Source organism: Sporanaerobacter sp. PP17-6a, assembly GCF_900095615.1.
GTDB lineage: Bacteria > Bacillota > Clostridia > Tissierellales > Acidilutibacteraceae > Acidilutibacter > Acidilutibacter cellobiosedens.
The window spans coordinates 78,789-104,255 of the sequence record NZ_FMIF01000027.1 but is presented as its reverse complement, the minus strand read 5'-3'; the positions used below and the strand labels follow the sequence as shown (position 1 = coordinate 104,255).

Below are 25,467 nucleotides of genomic sequence, written 5' to 3'. Positions count from 1 at the left end.
TTTTTCTTATTTCATATACTTCTCTATTATATTTATTATCTCGTCTATTTTCTGATCCCCTTGTTCCTCTCCTTCCAAAATCGCTGTTCTGACACAGTGCCTGATATGCTGATCCAATATATCTATATTTGCCTTCTTTAATAACGCCATAGCGGAAAGAATCTGCTTGGAAATATCCACACAATATCTGTCATCTTCAATCATTTTAACAATTCCGTCAATCTGCCCTCTTGCAGTTTTCAAAAGATTCATGGCAGCCTGTTTTTCTTCATTCATCATTTACATCACCAACTATTCTGTAATATTTACCACTTCATATCCAGCATCACTAACCGCTTTTTTTATCTCTCCATCATCCAAATTTTCTCCTTTGACTACAGCCTTTTTGCCTTTTAAGTCAACTTTTACTTTATCAATTCCGTCTAATGCTTCCAATGATTCTCTCACTGCATTTGCACAATGAGAACAAGACATTCCTTCTATAAATACTGTTTTTTTCATAAATATCCTCTCCTTAATTTATTTAAATTTTTTTAGCCTTAATGAATTTGTTACAACCGAAACTGAACTAAAAGCCATTGCCGCTCCGGCTATCATGGGATTTAGAAATCCCAAAGCCGCAATAGGTATTCCAACCGTATTATAGGCAAACGCCCAAAACAGATTTTGCTTTATAGTTTTCATGGTTCTACGGCTTAACCTGATAGCCGTAACTATCCCCCTTAAATCCCCTCTCATAAGGGTAATATCGGCAGCCTCCATAGCCACATCCGTACCTGTACCTATGGCAAAGCCTACATCAGATGCTGCCAATGCGGGAGCATCATTTATGCCGTCTCCTATCATTCCTACAAATTTACCTTCTCCTCTTAATTTTTCTACTACTTTGGCTTTATTCTCGGGAAGGACATCAGCCAAAACATTATCTATCCCTACTTCATTGGCAATCGCCTTAGCCGTTCTTTCATTATCTCCCGTGATCATATATATATTTAATCCGGCATTTTTTAATTCTCTGATAGCTTCTTCTGAATTATCCTTAACACTGTCGGCAACAGCTATTATTCCTGAAATTTTCCCATTCACAGCCAATATCATAGAGGTTTTCCCTTCTCCTTCAAGTCGAAACAGTTCGTCTTTCACATCATCCATTTCAACTCCCGTTTCTTCCATAAGCCTTCTGTTACCTATATATACTTCTTTCCCTTCAATAGTTGCATGAATCCCTCTCCCGGGAATAGCAGCAAATTTTTCGGAAATTTCAATATCCATGTTTCTTTCCTCAGCCTTTTGCACAATAGCTTTGGCAAGGGGGTGCTCAGAAGTTTTTTCCGCTATGGCGGCAAGTCTTAATACTTCTTCTTCATTGCCGTCAAAGACAACTATATCCGTGATTTCGGGTTCACCTTTTGTAATGGTTCCTGTCTTATCAAATATCAGAGTATCCAATTCATGAGTTTTTTCCAAATGTTCACCGCTTTTGATCAAGATGCCGTTTTCTGCTCCTTTACCGGTTCCTACCATTATAGCTGTAGGAGTAGCCAGCCCTAAAGCACAGGGGCAGGCAATAACCAATACGGATACGGCATTAATAAGTCCCGAAGTAAAGTCACCCTTTACAAAATACCAAAGAAGAAATGTAGCTACAGCCACTAATATAACCGTGGGAACGAATATTGACGATATTTTATCTGCCAGCCTCTGAACAGGAGCCTTGGAACCTTGGGCATCTTCTACTAATTTTATAATTTGAGACAAAGCCGTATCTTTTCCAACCTTTGTTGCCTTAAAATTAAAAGTACCATACTTATTAATAGTGGCCCCTATTACCTCATCCCCTTCTTTTTTATCTACAGGGATGCTTTCTCCCGTAATCATGGACTCATCTACGGAGGAATTCCCCTTTATTATCTCTCCATCTACAGGTATTCTTTCTCCGGGACGAACCACTATTATGTCCCCTACCTGAACTTCTTCTATAGGTATATCTTTTTCTGAACCGTCTACTATTATTTTAGCAGTTTTAGGTTGAAGACCCATCAATTTTTTAATGGCTTCCGATGTCTTTCCTTTGGCCACAGCTTCAAAAGTTTTTCCCAGCAATATTAAAGTAATAATCATAGCAGATGCTTCAAAATAATACATTTCCATCCCCATAATCAAATTGTACAGACTGAAGAAATAAGCGGCTGATGTTCCCATTGCTACAAGTACATCCATATTGGCTCCTCCGCCTCTCAAAGAAACAAAGGCCCCTTTATAAAATCTGTAGCCTACTCCGAACTGTACCACAGTAGCCAATATCAGCTGAAAATATCCGTTAGAAAGTATAGTATGAATACCGGCCATATGGAAAAACATTGCTGAAAATAAAGGTATACTGAATATTGCAGATATTATAAAAGATGTTTTTAAAGATTTAATTTCTTTTTCTCTCGCTTCCTTTTCTTTGTCCGGATTTGATTTTTCCTCTAATTCAGCCTTGTATCCTGCTTTCTCAACTGCTTTTATTAAACTTTTAATATCTGTATCATCCTTTGAATACTCCACCGATGCTTTATTTGTAGCAAGGTTTACATTAGCATTTACTACCCCGTTTACCTTCTTTAAACTTTTCTCTACCCTTGCAGCACATGCAGCGCAGGTCATGCCTCCTATCAAAAAAGTTGCTCTATCAAAAACTGCCTCGTACCCTGTTCTCTCTATAGTCTTAATCAAATTTTCCATATCGGTTTTGCCCTTGTCATATTCTATAACAGCCTTTTCGGCCAATAAGTTTACAGAGGCTCTATCCACGCCTTCCTGTTTTAAAAGTGCCTTCTCGATTCTTGAAGCACACGCGGCACAAGTCATCCCATGAACACCAATGGTAGTTTTAATTTTATCCATAAATATCATCTCCTTTAGGTACCCCTCCCCATATGGGGCCTGTCAATATTATTATACCCCGAATAAAACATTTGTAAAGATATTTTTTATTTTTTTAAAATAAAAGGCTGGTATTATTAAAATACCAACCTTTTATAATCCAACTAATTACTTGCCGCTTTTTCATCCCTTGTTTTCAAATATTCGGTTAATGCTCTCGATAGCTGATCCGGACATGACGTTTTCTTCCCTCCACACTTAATTCCAGAAAACTTTTTTATCACTTCTTCAGGAGTCATGCCTTCGACTAATCTTGATATCCCTTGAAGGTTTCCATTACAGCCTCCGACAAAATTTAAATCTTTAATCTTCCCGTCTTCTATGTTAAAAAAAATTCTTCTGGAGCAAACCCCCCTTGGAATAAATTCGTACATATTATATTCTCCCTTCAGATAATTATATTCATAAGATATTATACAACAATTAAGTACAAAAAAGATACTTTGTATAAATTATTTATACAAAGTATCTAAAATTTTATTTATCCATTATTTACTCTAAATTTAAAGGTACAGTATATTCTGCTGAAATGGGGCTCCATTTTCCATCTTTATAATTCCATTCGGATGTTACCGTAGATATCCCGTCGGCATGCCAAGCTCCCGATATACGTTGTACTCCTTCAATATTATATGTTCCGTCTCCGTCATAATCTATTGCATCAATCTTTCCAAAGGAATCAGACCAGGGCTCTGTATTTTTACCGATAAATTTCCCGTCTTTTGAATATATATCACCTTCTATATATGAAGAAGAATTTCTGCTTACATCTAACGTTAATGGATTTTTTAAAAAATCACTTCTTAACTCAACTTTAAATCCGTCAATAAACTTTCCAGTGAAATTAAATCCTTTATTTTCTTCTTCACCATATATTATATTGGTCTTGTTATCTTTAAATGAAGCTATTCTTGTATCTACTATGCCTCCGCTTCCTCCTGTATCTGCGGAAATCATTATTTCGGGAATTTTATCTCCTGTGAAATCTACTACTTCCATCTTCCCTCCATATCCTGCAAAATCCCCAAAATCTATATCAAATATATCATTAGTCTTCCCGTCAAGTACCTTTACCTGTATAGAACTATATATACTATCTGCAAATAAATTCTTGCCTATCATATAAACGGAATCTTTCACCCCGTCTCCGTTTACATCTTCTTTTTTCAACTGAATTATTCTTTCACCTTCTGAAAGAACAATTTTATTTATTCCTGATTGTTGAATTTCATCAGCATAAGAATAACTAAAAGAAAATATGCCCATAATTACAACTAAGAATAAAAACATAACCTTTTTTTTCACACTTACAATCCCCTTTCGATTATTTTTCTTGTTATAAATATATTACCCATTTATTTATAACCTCTGCAGAATATTAAAAACTTCTTTCACTTTTTTTATTCTACCATTATATATATACGAAGTAGTTACAAAAAAGTTAAAATCTAATAAAATTTTTATGGGCAAACGCTATATTATCTAAAAAACATTTGACTTTGTTGATAATTTATAATACTATAATATTAGATATGAAAATGATTATCATTAGTATTATTGAATGCATACATATACTAATGTAAATACAATATTGATCCACCACATAAAAGTAATTAAGATTGAGTTAAAAATATAAAACTATAATAGGAGGAAATGGTATATGAGTCTTTTAGTGATAGGAGGCGATTATTTAGGCGGTATTGAAGACAATCTAAAAAAGAGAGGATTCTCTACTGTTACCCATATTTCGGGAAGAAATAATAAGCAAAAATCTTTAAAAATACCTAAGAACACTGATGTCATTTTGGTATTGACCGATTATATAAACCATCAAACTACAAAAATAATTAAGAAGCAGTTAAAAAACAGCAATGCAAAGATTTTCTTTTCTCGCAGAAGTTGGGCAAATATAGAAGAAACATTAAGCAAAAGTTTTAATATAGCTGTGGGACAGTATAATTAGTTACAATAAATTTTATCAGCATCAAAGTTAGTTATGACTAACTTTGATTATTCAGATATATTGAATTGTGGTTAGACAGTCATAATCTTAAAAAGGAGGGATTGTATTATGCCCCTTACAATGGCAAGAATAGGAGAACCAAATTGTATTAAAAGAATCACCGGAAAAGATAAAACGAGACGTTTTTTAGGAAGTCTTGGTTTTGTAGTTGGTGAAAATGTCACTGTTGTATCTGAGATGTCCGGAAATGTGATTTTAATAGTTAAGGACACTCGTGTAGCCTTAGATAAAAGTATGGCGAATAGAATTATGATTTAAGGAGGAATAAATAATGAAAACATTAAGAGATGTGAAATGCGGTGAAACTGTAAGTGTAGTAAAGTTGCATGGTGAGGGCGCTGTTAGGCGTAGAATTATGGATATGGGTATTACCAATGGATGTAAAATCTTTGTTCGTAAGGTAGCTCCTTTAGGCGATCCGATTGAAATTAAGGTAAGAAACTATGAACTTAGCCTACGTAAGGCAGAAGCCGAAAAAATCGAGGTAAGCTAATCAAAATATTTATAGTAATTATATTATATTTAGTAATATTAAGTACGAGAGTTAGCTCTAACTAACTTATTATGAATTAAGGAGGAATCAAAATGTCTATTAAAATTGCTCTTGCAGGTAATCCTAACAGTGGTAAGACAACCATGTTTAACGACCTGACGGGTAGCTCTCAATATGTAGGTAACTGGCCTGGTGTAACTGTTGAAAAAAAAGAGGGAAAGCTCAAAGGCAATCATGATATTATTATTCAGGATTTACCTGGTATATACTCTCTTTCGCCTTATTCTTTGGAGGAAGTTGTTTCTCGAAATTATCTTGTTAACGAAAAACCTGATGTTATTATTGATATTGTCGATGCTTCCAACATTGAAAGAAATCTTTATTTAACTACGCAGCTTACCGAAATTGGTGTTCCTGTTGTTATGGCCCTTAATATGATAGATATAGTTCACAAAAATGGCGATGTTATCGATACCGGCAAGCTGAGCAAGACCCTTGGCTGTGAGGTAGTCGAAACTTCTGCTTTAAAGGGTATTGGTTCCAAAGAAGTAATCGATAAAGCCATTGAAATTGTAAAGGCAAATAAAAAAAATTCTCCGCTACATCCGTTTTCTGAGAAGATAGAAAATGCATTATCTCAAATTGAAAAAGTAATATCAGGAAAAGTAGATGATGAATCCAAACGCTGGTTTTCCATTAAGTTCTTTGAACGAGATGAAAAAATCATGGAACAAGTAAGCCTTTCGGCCGACATCAGGAACCAAATCGAGAGCATTGTTGCTTCTTGTGAAGATGAATTAGATGATGATGCTGAAAGTATTATTACAAATGAAAGGTATGCCTATATTGCTAAGGTCATTGACAAATGTGTATCTAAGAAAAATAAAACTAAATTGACTACTTCTGATAAAATTGATAAAATAGTAACAAACCGTTGGCTGGCACTTCCGATTTTTGCTGCAATTATATGGCTCATCTACTATGTATCCGTTTCTTCTCTCGGTTCTATCGTAACGGACTGGACAAACGACGTATTGTTCGGCACTTGGATAACAAATTGGGCTACGTCAGGACTTGAAGCTGTAGGCGCTGCAAAATGGCTTATCGGACTTATTGTTGATGGTATTATCGGTGGTGTCGGTGCTGTGCTTGGATTTGTGCCTCAAATGTTTATTCTGTTTTTCTTCCTGTCTATTTTGGAAGATTCAGGTTATATGGCACGTATAGCTTTCATCATGGATAGAATTTTCCGTAAGTTTGGTCTTTCGGGTAAATCTTTCATACCAATCCTTATAAGCTCTGGATGTGGTGTACCGGGTATCATGGCAACAAGAACCATTGAAAACGAAAAGGACCGCAAAATGACTATTATACTTACAACTTTTATGCCTTGCGGTGCAAAATTAGCAATCATTGCTATGATGACCGCAACATTTTTCCCACATTCTACTTGGGTAGGTCCTTCCATGTATTTTCTTGGAATTGCAATAATTATTATTTCAGGTATCATCTTAAAAAAGACAAGAATATTTGCAGGTGATCCTGCACCATTTGTAATGGAACTTCCTCAATATCATCTTCCAAGTTTTAAGGGGGTCCTCATTCATATGTGGGAACGCGGCAAATTATTTATTAAAAAAGCCGGTACTGTTATTTTCGTAGCATGCGGCATTATCTGGTTCTTCTCCAATTTCAGCTGGAGTTTTCAATTGGTTGAAGATGCAGACAAGAGTATACTTGCTTCCATTGGAAATGTTATAGCACCAATCTTTGCTCCTCTCGGTTTTGGAACTTGGCAAGGTGCAGTTGCTTCAGTAAGTGCCCTTGTAGCCAAAGAAAATGCAGTTGGTACCTTTGGTGTATTGTTTGGTTTAGGCAGTGACATAAGTGAAAGTGACCCTTCATTTATTGCCAATGTTGCATCAATGTTTACTGTTGTCAGCGGACTTTCATTTATGGTATTTAACCTCTTTTGTCCACCTTGCTTTGCAGCAATCGGCGCTACAAAGCGTGAAATGGGCGGAGGAAAATGGACATGGATTGCAATAGGCTATCAATTCCTTGTAGGATATGTATTAGCTTTTATCGTAAATCAACTCGGAAGTGTTTGGATTCTTGGTCGACCTTTCGGTATAGGGGCAATTTTATCTGTGCTTATAATAATTTTCATCCTATACATGCTGTTCAGAAGGTACGACCCTGATAAAGCAAGCCATGATACTTTAAATAAGAAAGTAGCAGCATAAAAAGGGAGGTGATCTTATGGCAACATGGATTATCGGAGCTATTGTCATCGGAGCAATGATATTTGCTGGCTATAAATCTTTTAAAACAACTAAAAACGGCGGCTGTAACTGCGGATGCAGTAGTTGTCCCATTACAGATAAAAGTCATTGCAAATAAATGTTTTAAAAAAAAGAGAGATGGATTTTTATATCCATCCCTTTTCTTATCATAAACTAACCCATATTATAACTCCATCTCTGATATTATTGTTGTAATTTTGACAAATGTTCTCGAATTTTATTAAAGCTTTCTTCGCTGATATCATGTTCGATCTTACAGGCATCTTTTTTTGCATTTTTTTCACTGACACCAAGAGCCATAAAGTACTTCGTAAGTGTCCGATGACGCTCATAGATATGTTCGGCAATTGCCAATCCACTTTCCGTAAGGGTAATATATCCATCTTCATCCATACAAATATAACCGTTTTCCCTAAAATGTTTCATAGCAACGCTGATACTGGATTTTTTAAAATTCATCTCATTGACAATATCTATTGAGCGAACTTGGCCGTTTCTTTGCTGTAATATCAGAATAGTCTCTAAATAATTTTCGGCTGACTCTTGTATCTTCATATCAAAGCCTCTTTTCAATAAATATTATAGGTACTATGATTTTATGTTAACAAAAATTAAATGGTTTTTCAAGATTTATAGGTCAAAAAATACGTTTATAAAATAGTAATGATTTAAAGTATATATGCAAATTAATAGACCCGTTAAAATATATAATAATATTAAAGTATTGAATTTTCACATTATAAAGTCTATAATGGAATAGAATGATGGCAATAATATGCAATAAAGGAGACTTTAAAATGGCCAATATAGATTGGAAAGATAAAAATAATTTAACCATGCTTACTGATTTCTATGAATTCACTATGGCAAATGGTTATATGGAATATGGAATGGAAAATACTATTGCTTATTTTGATATGTTTTTCAGAGAAATACCTGATAATGGCGGATTCGCCATTATGGCAGGAGTAGAACAGCTAATTCAATACATGAAAAATTTAAAGTTTTATGATGATGATATAGAATATTTCAGAAATAAAAATATTTTCAGCGAAAAATTCCTTAATTATTTAAAAAATTTCAAATTTGAATGTGATGTATGGGCCATACCCGAGGGAACTCCTATTTTTCCAAAAGAACCTATAGTTACGGTTAGAGGTCCGGTAATTCAAGCTCAAATATTAGAAACTATGATACTCCTTACTATTAATCATCAAAGTTTAATAGCCACAAAATCAAATAGAATCGTCAGAGCTGCTCAAGGAAGACCTATTATGGAATTCGGTTCCAGAAGAGCTCAAGGATATGAAGGAGCTATATTGGGGGCAAGAGCCGCTTACATCGGAGGCTGCGTTGGAACCGCCTGCACTATAACCGACAGAGATTTTGAAGTTCCCGCTTTAGGCACAATGGCTCATAGCTGGGTTCAGATATTTCCTTCAGAATTGGATTCTTTCAGAGCATATGCAAGATTATATCCTGATGATTGCGTTTTATTAGTAGATACTTATAATGTACTTAAATCGGGAATTCCCAATGCTATTAAAACATTTCAGGAAGAAGTAATTCCCAGAGGCTTCAGACCTAAGGGAGTAAGAATAGACAGCGGTGATATTGCATATCTTTCAAAAGAATCAAGAAAAATGTTAGACAAGGCCGGATTTGAAGATTGTCCTATAGTTGTATCAAGCAGTTTAGATGAGTATGTAATTGAGGATCTAATAAACCAAGGAGCAGCAATTAACTCTCTCGGCGTTGGTGAAAGACTTATAACTGCCAGATCAGAACCCGTATTCGGGGGAGTTTACAAATTAGTGGCAATAGAATCGGAAGGAAAAATTATACCTAAAATAAAAATAAGTGAAAATGTAGATAAAATTACTATCCCAGGATTTAAACAAGTATATAGGTTATATGATAAAACAAGCGGAAAGGCGACTGCCGATGTTATTTCCCTTCATGACGAAATAATAGATGAATCAAAGCCTTATCAAATATTCCATCCTCTATATACCTGGAAGAAGAAGACCTTAACCAATTTCACTGCCAGAAAATTATTAATAAAGATATTTGATAAAGGTAATTGTGTTTATGAAAGCCCAAATATTAAAGATATACAAAAATATTGCAAAGAACAAATAAGTACTCTGTGGGATGAAGTTCTTCGTTTTGAAAACCCACATGAATATTTTGTGGACTTGTCAGATATTTTATGGAATATAAAAACTGACTTATTAAGAAAATACGAATAAAATAAGGGAGCTTCGATATCAAGGATAAATTCGTTTTCAATATCGAAGTTTTTTTTTACTTATTTTTCTTATTTAGTTCTTCTCCGTTGGCTCCTTTGTTTTATCAATTAACTCCTTTATTACTTTTACTGCTCCTTCCATCTTGCCTTTCTTTTTTAATACTATCCTGTGGTTGAGAACATGAACAGCAACCTTTTTTATATCTTCAGGTATTATATGGTCTCTTCCGTTGATTGCCGCATAAACCTGGCTTGCCTTAAATAATGCAATACTTCCCCTCGGACTTACACCCAATTCTATCTTATCATTTTTTCTTGTATTTTCTATTATATCTATTATATAATTCATGATATCTTCGCTTCCGTAAACTTTTCCATAATTCTCAGACAAATATTTTATTTCCTCTTCCTTTATTATACAATGTACATTCTCTATAATATTTGTTTCATTTCTAAGTATTATTTCTCTTTCTTCATCTTTCGTAGGGTAGCCTATGTTTATCCTCATGAGAAATCTATCCATTTGAGATTCAGTAAGAGGAAATATTCCATAACTTTCTACAGGATTCTGAGTAGCTAAAACCATAAAAGTGGGGTTAAGAGTCTTAGTCTCTCCGTCTACGGTTATTTGCTTCTCTTCCATGGCTTCAAGAAGACTTGATTGAGTTCTGGGGGTTGCTCTGTTTACCTCATCGGCAAGAATTATATTTGAAAAAAATGGACCTTTTTTAAAATCAAATTTCCCGGTTTTTTCATTATAATAATTTATACCTACAAGATCAGCCGGAAGCAAATCCGGAGTAAACTGTATTTTTTTAAATGGGACTCCTATTGTTTTAGCAAAAGTTTTAGCAATCGTTGTCTTTCCAAGACCGGAAACATCTTCCAATAATATGTGACCTCCTGCTATAAAAGAAATTATAAGAAGATCTACAATTTCTCTTTTCCCCACTATTGCTTGGGAAACATTTTTTAAAACATTCTCTCTAAAAGTAACAAAAGGTTTTACATCCATTTTATTTTCTCCTTCTCCTGCATACTTTTTATCTTATACTATTATGTTAACAAAATTTCGGTAAATTGTACATGCAGTATGAGATAATATTTCAATGACAAATTCAAAAAAAACAATAACGCATCCCATACGGATGCGTATATTTATTTCTTCTTTTTTTTCACCTTTTTAAGTCTAAAAAAGTCCTCTCTTTCTTTCTCCTCCAGTACTTCCTGTATATATTTTATCTCCCTTTCATATCTTGGCATCTGAATTTTTTCCAATGCATTTGTTCTCTTCTGCGTCTTCTTTATTTCCATAGCCAATTTATAAATAGAATTTTCTATTTGTGCAAAATCATATATCAAATATCTGATACTTATAAACTTTAACACAGCTTCATCAAAAGCAGGGTTGGTTTTCAACAAACCGTATTCAGGAGAAATAGGTTCTTTTTCATATTTTATATATGGTATTTCTACTCCCATAACGCTTTTTAAAAGTATGTCAAACCCCTCTTCCTTCTTTAGGGACATACTTAATTCTTCAACCTCATTAACTCCCATAGTAATATTTGCATACTGAAGTGCTCTGTATGCCTCCTCAAAATTCTTTTGTATTTCTTCCTGGACTCTTACTCCTTTTTCTATTAAAGACATCATCTCTTTAATAAGGACAGTCCTTTTTTTATCTAAAAGTTCATACCCTTTTTTTGAAAACTGAAGAGCAGACTTTGATTTTATTAAATTAGCTTTTGTGGGAGTCATTTTATAAACAGCCATATTCTCACCTTATTTTCAAATATTTATCTATAAGACTGGGATCTATTCTATCCAGCTCTTCTACAGGCAAAATTGATAACAAGCCCCAGGATATATCGAAGGTCTCACTAATATCTCTATTTTCGTTAAATCCTTGCTTAACAAATTTCTCTTCAAATTCCTTACCAAACTGAAGATATTTCCTATCTCTTTCAGTCAGATCGTCTTCTCCTATAATTTGTGACAAAGATCTCACTTCCTGAACTTTTGAATAAGATGAAAACAACTGATTAGCTAAATCAGGATGATCTTCTCTTGTATAGCCCTTCCCGATCCCATCCTTCATAAGCCTTGACAAAGACGGCAACACATTAATGGGAGGATATATGTCTTTCTGATATAATTCTCTTGAAAGAACTATCTGCCCCTCTGTTATATAGCCTGTCAAATCCGGAATAGGATGAGTAATATCATCATTAGGCATAGTAAGAATCGGAATCAATGTTATAGAACCTTTACTGCCTTTAAGCATTCCTGCCCTTTCATATAAACTTGCCAAATCAGAATACAAATAACCCGGGTATCCTCTTCTGCTGGGGACCTCTTCCCTCAATGATGAAATCTCCCTCAGGGCCTCGCCATAACTTGTCATATCCGTCATAATTACAAGGACATTTATTTCTTCTTCAAAAGCCAAATATTCCGCTGCAGTTAAAGCACAACGGGGAACAATAATCCTTTCCATAATAGGATCATCCGCATAATTTATATACATAACAACTCTTTCAAGAACCTGGGATTTGCTAAAACTTTCTCTGAAAAAATTAGCTTCATCATGCTTAACTCCTATTGCTGCAAATATTATGGCAAATTCCTCTTCTTTACCATCTTCCGATTGTAATTTGGCCTGCCTTACTATTTGAGCGGCCAATTCATTATGAGGAAGGCCATTCCCTGAAAAAACAGGTAGTTTCTGACCTCTTATTAAAGTCATAAGTCCATCAATTGAAGATATCCCTGTTTGTATATAATTTCTCGGATATCTTCTTGCTACAGGATTTATAGGCCTCCCATTTACATTATATTTTTTCTTAGAATATATATTTCCGCCCCCATCAATAGGCCTTCCCAACCCATTAAAAGTTCTACCCAATATATCCCTCGAAAGAGGAAGCTCTAAAGGTTCTCCTTTAAAATTTACTGTTGAATTTTCAATAGAGATACCGGAAGTATCACCAAAAACCTGTACTATTACTTTATTTCCTTCAATTTTTACTACTTTTCCCAACTTTTTCTCATTTCCAGAAGTCTTCACCTCTACAACTTCTCCATATCCTACTTCGTCTACATCGGAAAGTTCTATAAGGGGTCCTTCTATTCTATCAAGGAGTAAATACTCTTTTCTCATAAATATCTACCTTCCTACTCCGTATATTTATTGCAAAGCTTTAAGTAATAATTATCTATTTTTTTCTTAATGTCTTCTATTCCGCTCAAATCATTATTCGGAATAGTGTATTTCATCTTTATTACATCTTCAAATATTTCATCATTTTTTACCTGAGAAATGGGAATTCCCATTTTTACGGCTTTAAAACTTTTTTCATATAGATAATCTATTGTTTTTAACATTTCTAACTGTTTTTTTAACGGAACAAATGTATCTTCTTTATGAAAAGCATTTTGCTGCAAGAAACCTATCCTAATAACTTTTGCAATCTCCAATAAAAGCCTTTGATCATCAGGAAGAACATCTTCTCCTACAAGCAAAACAATCTCTTGAAGTTTATTCTCCTCAAACAGTATTTTCATCATCTTTGCTCTGAGGGCAAGTAAGTCCTCGCCTAAATTTTCTTCATAATAATCCCTTAACATATCTAAATATCCGCTATAGCTTGTGAGCCAATTAATTGCAGGATAATGTCTTGAATAAGCAAGCTCTTTATCCAATGCTAAAAACACGTTTACAAACCTCTTAGTATTCTCAGTAACAGGTTCGGAAAAATCTCCTCCGGCAGGAGAAACCGCTCCTATTATAGTTACAGAACCTTCTTTATCATTTAGTGTATTCACGTATCCCGCTCTTTCATAAAATTGAGCCAGCCTTGACGGAAGATAAGCAGGAAATCCTTCTTCAGCAGGCATCTCTTCCAGCCTTCCAGATATTTCTCTCAAAGCTTCCGCCCATCTTGAAGTAGAATCCGCCATCACAGCTACATGATAACCCATATCCCTATAGTACTCGGCTATAGTAATTCCCGTATATATACTTGCTTCTCTTGCCGCAACAGGCATATTGGAAGTATTGGCTATAAGGATTGTTCTCATCATTATAGGCTTTTCCGTCTTAGGATCAATAAGCTTCGGAAAATCCTCTAAAACCTCCGTCATCTCATTTCCTCTTTCTCCACAGCCTACGTATACAATAATATCTGCATCAGACCATTTTGCCAACTGATGTTGAGTCATAGTTTTCCCCGTACCGAATCCTCCCGGCAAAGCTGCTGTTCCGCCTTTTGCTATGGGAAAAAATACATCCAATACTCTTTGTCCCGTAACAAGCAGTTTATTTATAGGAATTCTCTCTTTAATAGGTCTCGGAATTCTTACAGGCCATTCTTGATACATTTTTATTTCATGAACTCTTCCATTTTTATCTTCTACCTTAAGCAATACATCTTCTAATTTATATTTTCCGCTATTTTTCGCTTCAACTATTTTTCCTTTTATACCTACGGGAATCATTAATTTATTAACTATTAAGGAAGTTTCCTCCACTGTCCCGAATATCTGCCCTTCTTCTATTTCATCCCCTGCATTAACAAGAATCTCTACATCCCAGATTTTATTTTCATCCAAATTTATAAGTCCAATTCCTTCAGGAATAAAACTTCCAAAATTATCATTAATTTGCTTAAGAGGTCTTTCAATACCATCAAATATATTTCCAATCATTCCGGGACCTAACTTCAAAGAAAGAGGCCTTCCTGTAGATACAATTTTTTCTCCCTTTTTCAGTCCCTCTGTTTCTTCATAAACTTGTATAGTTCCTATATCTCCTTCTATAGAGATTACCTCTCCTAAAAGTTTTTTTTCACCAACCAGTACCATTTCCATTATTTTAAACCCTGTCATATTCTCTCCCTTAATGACAGGACCGTTAATCATTATGATATTTCCCATCAAGTTACTCAATTAGATCACCAGCTTCTTTAAACTTTTCATAGAGTAATTCTCCTATTTCATATTTTTTTCCCTCTATCTTAGTTTTTAAGGTAAAATCCAACAAATATGTTCTTTCTTTATTAAACAGCAAAAATCCGCCTATTTTATTTTCAGTCCATGGGGATATCAGAACCTCTTTGTTATTCTTACGGAAAATATCCATAATGATGTCACCATAAATATCTTTATCTCTTTTGCTGACATATATATAAATCTCCCGGTCTTTCGCTGAACCAGCAATTTTTTTTAATTCATCTAAAAGGTAATTCTTATATTCTGGGCTTGCTGCAAATTTCTCGGCCTTATCTTCAATTTCAATCATCAGATCTTCCAAAAGTTCCTTTTTAACTTTTAATATTTTGTTTTTCTCCTGAGAAAAAGTTTTGGATATAATCTCATTCTTTTTCAATTCTCCCATTTTTCTTTTTTTGCTGACAATTTCTTCTTTTTTCTTTAAAGCCTCTTCTTTTTTTTCACGAATCAACTCTTCGTTTTTCATCTGAATTTTTTCAAGAATTTCTTCACTTCTATCTCTTTCCTCGCCAAGAATCAATTTGTAAAAAATATCTAATTTTTCCTCTACTGTAATCACCTTATCACCGCCTTAAAGTTTCACGCCTACCGACTCTTTTATATACTTAGTAATAAAATCCTTATTCGAAAGTCCATTTCTGTCAGGAATAACAACGATAAGAGGAACAGACTGCCTTAACTTGATTTCCGTAACTGTTCTTTCCACCGATTTAAAAATCTTTTCAGATAAAAGTATTATTCCTATATCCTTATCTTTTAATTTTTCATTAAGAATTTTAACTGCCTCTTCTTTATTCTGAGGCACCACTCCTTCTATACCAGCAATTCTAATTCCTATAAGGCTATCCCTGTTGTCACTTATCAAAAAAGATTTCATACTATAAGCTCCCCAATATCAATATGGAAACTATCAGCCCATATATAGCGATACCCTCGGCCAACCCAACAAATATCAAAGTTTTTCCCAGTATTCCCGGGTCCTCGGAAACAGCTCCCAAAGCAGATGCTCCTACAACTCCTACTGCATACCCTGCTCCAATAGTAGCCATTCCCGTTGATAATGCGGCACCTATAAATCCCAATCCCGAGGGAGAAGAGGCGGCTGTATTTTGTGCGTTAGTTATGTTAGGCACTATCAGTATGATTGAAAAGATAAGGATAGGTAAAAATACAAAAAGATTGTATCGCAAAATCTTTTTAAGCTTCTTTTGACTGACTTCTGCTTTTTTATACATTAAGAAAATTCCTGCTCCTATTGTCATCAAAACCATTATAGTTGTAGCTATAAGAATAAATGTCATTTAAATTCCCTCCATTAATTAATCTTTATTGGGGAAAATTCAACACCTTCCCCTTTATAATATCTGCTGAATAACTCATAATACTCAAGTCTTAATCCCTGAATAAAAACTATAAGCCCTTCAAGGCATATAATTACTACATTTCCTATTATTAAGACAACAACATCTCCTATTCCCGAGCCAATAAGTCTTCCTATAGTTTGAAAAGCTATAAACAATCCTACATGGGTAAGGGCAAAGGCACCAACTCTTATAAAAGATAAAGTACCGCTTAACATACTTAAGAGAGTTTCTATTATAGAAAAACCACTTTCAATATAATAATCTGATACGCTTTCATTATATAAAGGCTTCTTTTTTATTAAGTTCCCTAAAGGCTGCTTAACCACCATCGCAGCCATCGTCAACAGTAAAAGAACAACAGCGAAACCGGTAGGAATAAGGACTCTGTTTAAAAATTTTCCTCCTATAAGAAGAAGCAGAGATATATAAAATATCAAACCCGCTATTCCATTTTTCCCAAATACTCCATTTTCTATATCATTAACTTTAACAGCATTTATAATGCTATACCCATAGCTCATAAATATGAGAAAAATTCCTATAAATACTGCAGCTTCCAGCACCAAATTTATATTATCAAAGGGCCTCAGCAAAAGGGCAGGTATGACATTCTCAAATCCAAAGAAACCTCCGTATAAAGTACCAAATATCATAGAACTTGCTCCTATTCTCATAATAAGAGGACCAAAAACACTGTTTTTCTTTTTTTTAGAAAGAAAAATGCCAGCCAGTAAAAATATAAATCCTTGACCTAAATCTCCAAACATGGCTCCAAACAAAAACATATAAGTAACACTCAAAAATGGTGTTGGATCCAGTTCATTATACGAAGGTGTCCCATACATTTTTACCAATGATTCAAAAGGAGAAAAAAGCCTGTTGTTCTTCAATTTTGTAGGAGGTTTAACAGTCTGTACTTCTTTTTCATCCTTAAACTCAATCAATAAATTTTCAAACTCCTTAAATTCATCTCTAATCTGCTGTTTGTCTTTAACCGAAACCCAAGCTGAAAGGTATGCAAATTTTTTTGAAGATGCCAAGTATTTTTCTGCTTCCTCGATTTTTTTCTCCATTTGAAATCTCGAAAAAGCACATTTTAAGCTATCAATATTTTTCTCCTCTATTTCTTGCAATTTCTCATCTATCTCTTTAATATTGTCAAGCAAAACCTTCTTTTTATTTTTCAATTCCTGAATTACTTTTCTTGGGGTTCCCGAAAATTCCTTTGGCACATCAATACCGCTAAAGTTCAAAGATCTAAAAATTCTTTTTATTTCATCTTCTACACTTTTGGGATAGATCATAAGATAAATTTCTTCTTTGTCTCCGCTTCCCAAGTGAAATGCCAAAGCTGAAATATTTTCATAATTTTTTTTCAGTTTTATTCTGTTTTCTTTAGATAAAACCCCAAACTGATATTGGAAATAATTCAAATTTCTTAAATCATCGATGGAAATATCCATATCATGAATATAAGAAAACTTTCCAATAAGATTATCAATTTTTTTTAGTTCTTTTTCCAAATCATCCTTTTTTTGGGTTAATTTAATTATTTCTTCATATGCAATGTCAATAATATCCGCAGTTTCATCAAAGCTATATGAAGTTTTAAGACAATTTTTATCTAATGAAAAATCAAGATGAAAAGCAGTCTTTATCGCATTTATTTTATCCGAATATTTTCCCAATCTATTATCGGTAGGATAAGGAGAAATAAAACTCAAGTTTACTATCTTATCCATATTTTTCCCTTCTACATTAAGAACAAACTCACTATCTTCTATTTGATCGATAGCATTGGTTAAATTTACCTTGCCAAGAAGTATAATTTTCTTTAATACTTCATGGGTTATGCCTATAGGAATAACCATATCCATCATAGCCATTTTTTCAACTGCCATTATTTACCACTTCCTTTAATCCTTCTAATAAGGTACTCCTTCATTTCATCAAAACTTAAATTATATTCTATTCCTTCAACGATTGAAAAAATATCCTTAACTTCATATTCAAGAAGATAAAAATAAGCCAAAGAAACTGTAATATCCATTCTTGATGCTTTAATCAAAGAAATAAACTTAAAATAAAGATATCTTTCTATCCTTCTCTCCATAAATAAATCCACATCTTTTTTTGTATCAAATAAGAATGAATACTCCGTATTTAATATTATCTGCTGAAATTCTTTAAGGTCATCTGCATAGCAAAGTTTTTTTATATCATTGTATTTTAACCTATATCCTTCCGGCAAAGTGTAGTTTATCAACTCTTCAGGAAATAAATCATAATATTTCAGCCCTCTGTAAATCCACTCAATATTTAAAAGATCAATATTTCTGCCTATCGTTTCAAACAGATTTTTACTGTCTTCTTTGCTCAGTTTCAGCCCTTGTTCCTTTATCTTCGAAAAATATAATTTATCTAAACTTATTACCATATAAAAAAGAAGCTTTTTATTTTTTTCACCTAAATATGGTTTCAATGCCTTGTAATATTCCGTATCTCTTAGTTCTTCCACAAATTTATTTATATCTTTTGCATTGGAAAGTTTTTCATAATCAAGATCCCCATATTCATTTACCCGAAAGGTTAATTTTTCGTTTCGCAAAAGCTTCCTCAAATAGAATTTTAAATCTTCAATTTCATACTTCATCAATAAAATCTGAAACAATTTCTTGTAACTCTCATCAAAATATTTTACTATCTTCCTGAATTGAACAAATATATGAACTTTAATTTCTCTTTCCAAATCCGGCCTATGGATTTTACTGCCATCCAAATTTTCAAGAACATCTCTGTATTCAGTATTATCTCTTAAATATAAAAAGATTTCTTCCGTATTTTTTTTATTCATAATATTAATAAAATCCTCTTCTGTCATAAATTTTCTTTCCAAGGACCTTATTTTAGTATTTACTGCAGCAAATCGTTTTGGATTTCCCACGTTCTCAGCCCCTTAACAATTCTGAACTATTGAATCAAAAATCCCTTTTAAAATTTCCTCTTTATATGTTTTATAAATATTTTTAATATTATTTTCTATTTCCTTCCCTTTGGCTTCTAATTCCTTTGCCTTGTTATTTCCTTCATCCAACAGTTTATTATATACACAATCTCCTTCTGCTTTTCCTTCCTCCATACTGTCCTTCTCTAAATTCAATAATATTTTCCCCAAATTTTTATCATTTTCATTGATTATATCTTCAGTTTTCTTTTTTAATTCAAAAGTGTTTTTATCAATTTCTATTATTTTCTTAATCTCTTCTTCCATATATTCTCACCTCATTATTTTCTATTATATATCACTCAAAAACAAAATGCAAATTGGATAGTTTATTGCTTATAGCCAATTAAATTCAATTTGTCAATATATATTTCCCATATATCTCAAATTTCTTTTGCTAAATCGTTAATTTTCGTCTTTTTTTACAATGAAAAACCCTTTTTGAAACCCATTTAGCAGAAAATTAACATTAAGATAAAAAGCGCTATCAAAGATTACAACTTTTGATAGCGCTTTTTATCTTAATATTATAATAATTTTAATCCTTCATTAAAAGCCTTTATGTTAACTTCTTGAAACCTTTCAGGAACATTCCTTCTGATTAAATCCGACCAGTTAATATCTTCAAGTTTTAAAGCCTTAATGATACATCCCAGCAATACTATATTCTGAGTCTTTACTTCTCCCACATCTTCTGCTATTTTTCTGCCGTTAACCACATTAATGTTTTCTATATTTTTCTTAAGCTCTTCAATAACTCCTTCAGGATATTTTTCTTTTCCGGTCAAAACAGGGAGAGGGTAAATCTCCACATCGTTAACTATTAAAATTCCGCCTTTTCTAAGTTGTCTGATATATCGAACTGCTTCTACTTTCTCAAAAGCAACCAATACGTCTGCTTCTCCTTCGCATATATTAGGAGAATATACTTTATCTCCAAATCTTATTTGAGTAGTTACACTTCCCCCTCTTTGGGCCATTCCATGAATTTCGGACATTTTCACATCATATCCCTCTTCCACAAGCCCTTGAGAAAGTATCTTTGATACAAGAATAGTTCCTTGTCCTCCTACTCCTACCAAAAGTAAGTTTTTAGTCATAACTACTCACCCATCCTTTCTATTGCAGTAAACGGACAAACCTGCATACAAATAGTACATCCATTACATTGAACATCATCAATCATAACTACATTGTTTTTAACCGATATGGCAGGGCATCCTATTTTCAAGCAAGTTTTACATTTTCTACATTTCTCTTGATTTATCTCACAGTACATTCCTTTTCTTTCTTTTTGAACTTTTTTAATTAAAGCACAAGGCTGCTTTGTAATTATTACAAACAGTTCATCCGCTTCATAAGCATCCTTTACAGCCTCACTCGTTTCTTTCAGGTTATAGGGATCTACAACTCTTATATTTTCTTCTTTTACTCCCACGGCTTTTATTATCTTTTCAACGTCAACTATTTGAGTTTCCTCTCCCATTAAAGTTTTTCCGGTACCTGGATTTTCTTGATGTCCCGTCATCGCCGTAATCCTGTTGTCTAAAATAACTATGACCATTTTGCTCTTATTATAAACCGCATTTACAAGTCCTGTCATTCCTGAATGAAAAAAAGTAGAATCTCCGACAAATCCAAATACCTTATTATCCTTTCCCGCAAGTCTTAACGCTTTTTCAAAACCCATTCCGGCTGATATTCCGGCCCCCATACATATAACCGAATCTCCTACATTTAAAGGCGCCGACATTCCAAGAGTATAACATCCTATATCACTGGTAGCTATTACATTCTTAAGCTTCCCTACGGCATAAAATATCCCTCTGTGAGGACATCCAGCACAAAGAGCCGGCGGTCTGGAAGGTGCTTCCACATTCAGTTTATATTCTTCTACTTTTTGGTTTTCAATAAGTGCATTCCTTAAAATTTGAGGATTCAGTTCTCCGCATATAGGTACGAATTCCTTTCCTATACATGGAATTCCAAGAAATTTCACGAAGTTTTCAATATAAGGTTCATTTTCTTCTATAATATATACTTTGTCCACAACTTTTGAAAATTTAATTATTAATTCATCAGGAAGAGGATAACTGAACCCAATTTTTAAATAAGATGCATTTTCTCCAAAGACCTCTTTTGCATGAAGGTAGGAAATTCCGCTTGTTATAATTCCTATTTTTTTACTTCCCCACTCGATTCTATTAAGAGGAGTGCTATTTGAATATTTTTTAAGTTTTGGCAGTCTTTCTTCTTCAATTTCCACATGCTTCATTTTTGAATTGGCGGGAACCATAATATATTTTTTAGGGTTCTTTGTATACTCTCTAATTCCTATTTCTTTTCTCTCCCCCAGCTCTACCAAACCTTTGCTGTGACAAACCCTGGTCGTAACCCTAAACAATACAGGAGTATCAAAAGTTTCACTTATTTCAAAAGCATATTTAATAAAATCTTTACATTCTTGGCTGTCCGACGGTTCAATAAGAGCTACTTTAGCATGAGGAGCATATAATCTGTTATCCTGTTCGTTCTGTGAACTATGCATCCCCGGTTCATCTGCTGTAACAATTACTAATCCTCCGTTGACTCCTTCATAGGCCATGGTAAACATCGGATCTGAAGCTACGTTAAGTCCTACATGTTTCATTGCCACAAGAGACCTTGAACCGGCTATAGAAGCCCCACTGGCAACTTCCAATGCTACTTTCTCATTTGTAGACCATTCCGAATATATTTCTTTATATTTAGAAACGTTTTCAAGTATTTCCGTGCTAGGAGTCCCCGGATAAGCACAGGCTATATGACAACCGGCTTCATATGCACCCCGTGCAATTGCTTCATTTCCTGTTAATATTTCCTTCATTTCCTCATCCTCCCTAATATACTCTAATTCATAATATATTATATCAGATGAAAGAATATTATGAAAAGATATGAAAAATACTTAACAATATTGTTATAAAAATGAAGTGCAAGTTCTCTTACACCTGAAGGGAACTTGCACTTCATTTTTTTATAACATGTTATTGAATTTTTATTGTACTATTCTTTGGTGAACTTGGTTCTTTCTTTGGCAAATTTACAACAAGAACACCGTCTTCAAATTTAGCAGTTGATTTTTCTATATCTACGTCATCTACATAAAAACTTCTTGAAGTTGAACCATAGCTTCTTTCTTTTCTAATGTAGTTTTCTTTTTCTTCATTAACTTCATTTTTTCTTTCCCATGAAATAGTCAAGATATCGTCCTTTAAATCCAAATTTATTTCGCCTTTTTTAGCTCCGGGCATTTCTGCTTCCAAGGTATATTCCTTATCATTTTCTTTTATATCTACCTTCATATTCATTTCCTTTGAATTCAACAAATTTGGGAAAGGCGTATTATTATAAAATGATTCTAACATATTATCAAACATTCTTTCTATATCCCAGTCACTCCTTTTCCTTTCAATTCCTCTTTGCCATTTGTCATATGGTGTAAGTCCAAACATAATAAACACCTCCGTATAATATTATATTATTTGACTTATGCTGACTTTAACTTTGACTTTCTTTGACCTACACTTATTTTATATCACACACACATATTATACGCAATATCCATATTTATATGTTATAAATTATTTGTGGGATATAATGGCTATTAGTGTAAATTATTTATGTTTTTCTAATTTTATATCTTTATTTCTCTATTTTTCATAATATTTTATTTTAAATACAATTTTTGAATCAATTATTAGATTTTTGAACCATTTTACTGCCATTTTTCAATGAGACAGTCATTTCCCAGTGAATTACGAATACAATTATTGCTCTAAGAACAACTACTGCCGCAAGAATAATAAATTCATCAAGAGTACGCACTATTACCGTTTTAAGTATTTCTGCCGCCAATTTAAATTCCAAACTTAATGATAACGCTTTTCCAAATTCCAATTTCAGACTATCATCAGTAAAATTAAACTTGGATTTAATAAAATTAACAAAGGTTTTTAAAGAAGCTAAAGTTATTATAAATACTCCTATACATTCCAGAAAAGTAGTTATGTATGGTATACTATATTCTAAAATCATTTCCACATTCAATCTCTTGTCCCCCTTTTATTTTTTAATATTATGCTTAAAAAAATGAGCCGAAACATTTATTTCGACTCATTCAGCATATTTTTCATTTTTTCTGTCTCTAAAATCTTCATATCCCTTTGTGACTTTATATCAGTCCCTTCCGGAAACTGCATAGTCATCAGTACAGTTTATTGGTTTCAATATTTTTTCTTAATATAATTAATTTAATAGCCTCAAGGAGAATCGAACTCCTGTTTTCGCCGTGAGAGGGCGACGTCTTAACCGCTTGACCATGAGGCCATGGCTCCGAGACTAGGATTCGAACCTAGGCAATATGATCCAGAGTCATAGGTGCTACCAGTTACACCATCTCGGAATTTCAGTGACATTTTTTATTATACACCTATTTAGCATATATATCAACCAAAAATTTATCAATTCTTTAAAATTCATAGATAGAACCCTTTTACATTTTTTTTATGAACTCAATAGCTTTATCCATCCTTTTCAAGCATTCCTCTTTTCCGAGAATGGATATTATATCAAATAATCCCGGCCCCACAGTTTTTCCTGATAACGCAAGTCTGGTAGGATGAATTATATCTCCTCCCTTAATTCCTAATTTATCAATTAAATCCCTATAAATTTTTTCTACCGTTTCCACTTTAAAGTCCTCGGCATCCTCTAAAGCTTTCCTTCCAGACTCCAACAGCCTTACGGTACCGTCTTTTTCAAATCTCTTTGCTACTCCCTTAGGATCGTACTCGGATATATCTTTAAAAAAGTATTCGCTTCCGTCTGCCAGTTCTGTCAGAAGCTTTACCTTTTCTCTCACGGCAGCGACAACTCTTTTGATATAATCATATTTTTCTTCTGCTTCATATTCCTTTATAAATCCTTTTTCTATCAAAAAAGGGATTGTTTCTTTTGTTATATAATCCAAGTCCAATTCTCTTAAATAATTTCCGTTCAGCCATGTCAGTTTGTTTATATCATATATTGCTGCTGTTTTCGATACCTTTTCCAAAGAAAAATTCTTTATGGTATCTTCCATCCCGAAGATTTCCCTGTCCTCTCCCGGAGACCAGCCTAAAAGAGTAAGATAATTAACTAATGCCTCTTTTATATAACCTTTTTCCCTAAATTCCTCCACGGAAGTAGCTCCATGCCTCTTGCTCAATTTACTTCGGTCCGGAGCCAATATCATGGATAAGTGAGCAAATTTAGGTACTTCATACCCTAAAGCCTTATATATTAAAACCTGCTTCGGAGTATTTGAAAGATGTTCTTCAGCCCTTATTACGTGACTTATTTCCATAAAATGATCATCTACCACACAAGCAAAGTTATATGTGGGCATGTTATTTGATTTAAGAATTATATAATCATCTAACTGAGAATTGTCAAAAGAAACCCTGCCCCTTATCAAATCCTCTATTTCAGTAGTACCTTCCCTCGGAATTTTTATTCTTATTACATAGGGCTTTCCTGCCCTAAGATTTTCTTCAACTTCTTCCTTAGATAATAAAGAACATTTGCCCGAATACCTGTAGGAAACCTTTAATCTTTTCTGTTCTTCTCTCTCTTTTTCAATATCCTCTTCCGTACAAAAACAGTAATATGCTTTTCCTTCATCTAATAGCCTCTTTGCCTCTCTCCTGTAAATATCCAGCCTTTCCGATTGAAAATAAGGCCCGTATTCTCCTCCCTTCTCGGGACCTTCATCCCAATTAATACCGAGCCACTTCATGCTTGAAACTATTTGAGACACCGAATCCTCTTTTAATCTTTCTCTATCTGTATCCTCTATTCTGAGAATGAATTTCCCGTTATATCTTTTTGCAAAAAAATAATTAAATAATGCTGTCCTTGCTCCCCCTATATGTAAATATCCTGTAGGACTCGGAGCAAATCGAACTCTTATTTTTTCCATAAAAAAACTCCCTTCAATTAAACTATCTTTTATTATACCACTCATAGGGAATCTTTAAAAATATAAAATTTAAATATTAAACAT

At 33.6% G+C, this 25,467-nt stretch carries 27 protein-coding genes and 2 tRNA genes; 6 read left to right on the top strand and 23 right to left on the bottom strand.

The genetic code is table 11. From position 1 onward, the window contains the following. Positions 1–6: 6 nt before the first annotated feature. The 5 genes from PP176A_RS11645 to PP176A_RS11625 all read right to left on the bottom strand — a co-directional run bounded on the left by PP176A_RS11645 (position 7) and on the right by PP176A_RS11625 (position 4,233). On the bottom strand, positions 7–276 hold the full coding sequence (locus tag PP176A_RS11645; protein ID WP_071140645.1) for a metal-sensing transcriptional repressor: 270 nt from the start codon (positions 274–276) through the stop codon (positions 7–9). Between the two features lie 15 nt (positions 277–291). After that, a complete protein-coding gene (locus PP176A_RS11640; protein ID WP_071140644.1) occupies positions 292–501 on the bottom strand; it encodes a heavy-metal-associated domain-containing protein in 210 nt (69 codons plus the stop codon). An 18-nt stretch (positions 502–519) separates the two neighbouring features. Then, positions 520–2,889, bottom strand: a complete 2,370-nt coding sequence (locus PP176A_RS11635) for a heavy metal translocating P-type ATPase (protein ID WP_071140643.1) — start codon at positions 2,887–2,889, stop codon at positions 520–522. A 143-nt stretch (positions 2,890–3,032) separates the two neighbouring features. Then, a complete protein-coding gene (locus tag PP176A_RS11630; RefSeq protein ID WP_071140642.1) occupies positions 3,033–3,302 on the bottom strand; it encodes a TIGR03905 family TSCPD domain-containing protein in 270 nt (89 codons plus the stop codon). Between the two features lie 118 nt (positions 3,303–3,420). Beyond that, positions 3,421–4,233 carry a hypothetical protein gene (locus PP176A_RS11625; RefSeq protein WP_071140641.1) on the bottom strand — a complete coding sequence of 271 codons (813 nt, stop codon included), beginning with the start codon at positions 4,231–4,233 and terminating at the stop codon, positions 3,421–3,423. Between the two features lie 355 nt (positions 4,234–4,588). Between PP176A_RS11625 and PP176A_RS11620 the strand changes: the two genes are divergently transcribed. The 5 genes from PP176A_RS11620 to PP176A_RS15910 all read left to right on the top strand — a co-directional run bounded on the left by PP176A_RS11620 (position 4,589) and on the right by PP176A_RS15910 (position 7,847). Next, the gene (locus PP176A_RS11620; RefSeq protein WP_071140640.1) at positions 4,589–4,891 is read left to right on the top strand and encodes a DUF2325 domain-containing protein; all 303 of its coding nucleotides are present in this window, start codon (positions 4,589–4,591) and stop codon (positions 4,889–4,891) included. 108 nt (positions 4,892–4,999) lie between these two features. Then, the gene (locus PP176A_RS11615) at positions 5,000–5,209 is read left to right on the top strand and encodes a FeoA family protein (protein WP_071140639.1); all 210 of its coding nucleotides are present in this window, start codon (positions 5,000–5,002) and stop codon (positions 5,207–5,209) included. Between the two features lie 13 nt (positions 5,210–5,222). Then, the gene (locus tag PP176A_RS11610) at positions 5,223–5,444 is read left to right on the top strand and encodes a FeoA family protein (RefSeq protein ID WP_071140638.1); all 222 of its coding nucleotides are present in this window, start codon (positions 5,223–5,225) and stop codon (positions 5,442–5,444) included. A 92-nt stretch (positions 5,445–5,536) separates the two neighbouring features. Next, the gene (feoB, locus tag PP176A_RS11605) at positions 5,537–7,690 is read left to right on the top strand and encodes a ferrous iron transport protein B (RefSeq protein ID WP_071140637.1); all 2,154 of its coding nucleotides are present in this window, start codon (positions 5,537–5,539) and stop codon (positions 7,688–7,690) included. A gap of 16 nt (positions 7,691–7,706) precedes the next feature. Beyond that, positions 7,707–7,847, top strand: coding sequence for a FeoB-associated Cys-rich membrane protein (locus PP176A_RS15910; protein WP_083381933.1), 141 nt, complete (start codon positions 7,707–7,709; stop codon positions 7,845–7,847). 86 nt (positions 7,848–7,933) lie between these two features. Here the strand turns inward: PP176A_RS15910 and PP176A_RS11600 are convergent, their stop codons facing one another. Further along, complete coding sequence (locus PP176A_RS11600) at positions 7,934–8,305, bottom strand: metal-dependent transcriptional regulator (protein WP_071140636.1); 372 nt, start codon at positions 8,303–8,305, stop codon at positions 7,934–7,936. Between the two features lie 242 nt (positions 8,306–8,547). Between PP176A_RS11600 and PP176A_RS11595 the strand changes: the two genes are divergently transcribed. Continuing rightward, entirely contained in the window at positions 8,548–10,002 is a 1,455-nt protein-coding gene (locus PP176A_RS11595; RefSeq protein ID WP_071140635.1) for a nicotinate phosphoribosyltransferase, read from the top strand. 72 nt (positions 10,003–10,074) lie between these two features. Here the strand turns inward: PP176A_RS11595 and PP176A_RS11590 are convergent, their stop codons facing one another. The 17 genes from PP176A_RS11590 to gltX all read right to left on the bottom strand — a co-directional run bounded on the left by PP176A_RS11590 (position 10,075) and on the right by gltX (position 25,383). Next, on the bottom strand, positions 10,075–11,016 hold the full coding sequence (locus PP176A_RS11590; protein WP_071140634.1) for an AAA family ATPase: 942 nt from the start codon (positions 11,014–11,016) through the stop codon (positions 10,075–10,077). Between the two features lie 143 nt (positions 11,017–11,159). Then, a complete protein-coding gene (locus tag PP176A_RS11585; RefSeq protein WP_071140633.1) occupies positions 11,160–11,777 on the bottom strand; it encodes a V-type ATP synthase subunit D in 618 nt (205 codons plus the stop codon). Positions 11,778–11,781: 4 nt separating this feature from the next. Next, a complete protein-coding gene (locus PP176A_RS11580; protein ID WP_071140632.1) occupies positions 11,782–13,164 on the bottom strand; it encodes a V-type ATP synthase subunit B in 1,383 nt (460 codons plus the stop codon). Positions 13,165–13,178: 14 nt separating this feature from the next. Then, the gene (locus PP176A_RS11575; protein WP_071140654.1) at positions 13,179–14,939 is read right to left on the bottom strand and encodes a V-type ATP synthase subunit A; all 1,761 of its coding nucleotides are present in this window, start codon (positions 14,937–14,939) and stop codon (positions 13,179–13,181) included. 4 nt (positions 14,940–14,943) lie between these two features. After that, positions 14,944–15,573, bottom strand: a complete 630-nt coding sequence (locus PP176A_RS11570; protein WP_071140631.1) for a V-type ATP synthase subunit E — start codon at positions 15,571–15,573, stop codon at positions 14,944–14,946. A 12-nt stretch (positions 15,574–15,585) separates the two neighbouring features. After that, on the bottom strand, positions 15,586–15,891 hold the full coding sequence (locus tag PP176A_RS11565; protein WP_071140630.1) for a V-type ATP synthase subunit F: 306 nt from the start codon (positions 15,889–15,891) through the stop codon (positions 15,586–15,588). 1 nt (position 15,892) lies between these two features. Beyond that, entirely contained in the window at positions 15,893–16,315 is a 423-nt protein-coding gene (locus tag PP176A_RS11560) for an ATP synthase subunit C (RefSeq protein WP_071140629.1), read from the bottom strand. Between the two features lie 14 nt (positions 16,316–16,329). Beyond that, a complete protein-coding gene (locus PP176A_RS11555; RefSeq protein ID WP_071140628.1) occupies positions 16,330–18,279 on the bottom strand; it encodes a V-type ATP synthase subunit I in 1,950 nt (649 codons plus the stop codon). Beyond that, the gene (locus PP176A_RS11550) at positions 18,279–19,322 is read right to left on the bottom strand and encodes a V-type ATPase subunit (RefSeq protein WP_071140627.1); all 1,044 of its coding nucleotides are present in this window, start codon (positions 19,320–19,322) and stop codon (positions 18,279–18,281) included. Before PP176A_RS11550 ends, PP176A_RS11555 begins: the two co-directional genes overlap by 1 nt. A gap of 12 nt (positions 19,323–19,334) precedes the next feature. Continuing rightward, positions 19,335–19,649 carry a hypothetical protein gene (locus PP176A_RS11545; RefSeq protein WP_071140626.1) on the bottom strand — a complete coding sequence of 105 codons (315 nt, stop codon included), beginning with the start codon at positions 19,647–19,649 and terminating at the stop codon, positions 19,335–19,337. A 260-nt stretch (positions 19,650–19,909) separates the two neighbouring features. Beyond that, positions 19,910–20,482 (bottom strand): indolepyruvate oxidoreductase subunit beta, encoded by a 573-nt coding sequence (locus PP176A_RS11540; protein WP_071140625.1) that lies wholly within the window; start codon positions 20,480–20,482, stop codon positions 19,910–19,912. Positions 20,483–20,484: 2 nt separating this feature from the next. Continuing rightward, a complete protein-coding gene (gene iorA, locus PP176A_RS11535; RefSeq protein WP_071140624.1) occupies positions 20,485–22,248 on the bottom strand; it encodes an indolepyruvate ferredoxin oxidoreductase subunit alpha in 1,764 nt (587 codons plus the stop codon). Positions 22,249–22,408: 160 nt separating this feature from the next. Next, on the bottom strand, positions 22,409–22,876 hold the full coding sequence (locus tag PP176A_RS11530; protein ID WP_071140623.1) for an Hsp20/alpha crystallin family protein: 468 nt from the start codon (positions 22,874–22,876) through the stop codon (positions 22,409–22,411). 238 nt (positions 22,877–23,114) lie between these two features. Then, positions 23,115–23,465: a DUF1622 domain-containing protein gene (locus PP176A_RS11525; RefSeq protein WP_234958921.1), complete on the bottom strand. Its 351-nt coding sequence runs from the start codon at positions 23,463–23,465 to the stop codon at positions 23,115–23,117. A 213-nt stretch (positions 23,466–23,678) separates the two neighbouring features. Further along, positions 23,679–23,750, bottom strand: a tRNA-Glu gene (locus tag PP176A_RS11520). A 1-nt stretch (position 23,751) separates the two neighbouring features. Beyond that, a tRNA-Gln gene (locus PP176A_RS11515) sits at positions 23,752–23,826 on the bottom strand. Between the two features lie 90 nt (positions 23,827–23,916). Then, positions 23,917–25,383: a glutamate--tRNA ligase gene (gltX, locus tag PP176A_RS11510; protein WP_071140622.1), complete on the bottom strand. Its 1,467-nt coding sequence runs from the start codon at positions 25,381–25,383 to the stop codon at positions 23,917–23,919. Positions 25,384–25,467 lie beyond the last annotated feature (84 nt).